Below are 380 nucleotides of genomic sequence, written 5' to 3' on the forward strand. Positions count from 1 at the left end.
TACTCCTATCGCCTGTCGATCGTGCACTTCTGGGCACTGATCACCCTGTACATCTGGGCCGGCCCGCACCACCTGCACTATACCGCCCTGCCAGACTGGGCCCAGTCGCTGGGCATGGCGATGTCGATCATCCTGCTGGCACCAAGCTGGGGCGGCATGATCAACGGCATGATGACCCTGTCGGGCGCCTGGCATAAGCTGCGCACCGACCCGATCCTGCGCTTCCTGGTGGTATCGCTGGCGTTCTACGGCATGTCGACCTTCGAAGGCCCGATGATGGCCATCAAGACCGTCAACTCGCTGTCGCACTACACCGACTGGACCATCGGCCACGTACACGCCGGCGCTCTGGGCTGGGTAGCGATGATCTCCATCGGCGC

1 protein-coding gene is annotated in these 380 nt (G+C 63.2%); it reads left to right on the forward strand.

The features are described 5' to 3' along the window. Positions 1-380, forward strand: a 380-nt coding sequence (locus tag EKA13_RS27605; protein WP_176717504.1) for a cbb3-type cytochrome c oxidase subunit I, incomplete at both ends; no start/stop codon positions are given.

The sequence above is a fragment of the Pseudomonas defluvii genome, assembly GCF_001695625.1.
In the GTDB taxonomy this organism is placed as follows: Bacteria; Pseudomonadota; Gammaproteobacteria; order Pseudomonadales; family Pseudomonadaceae; genus Aquipseudomonas; species Aquipseudomonas defluvii.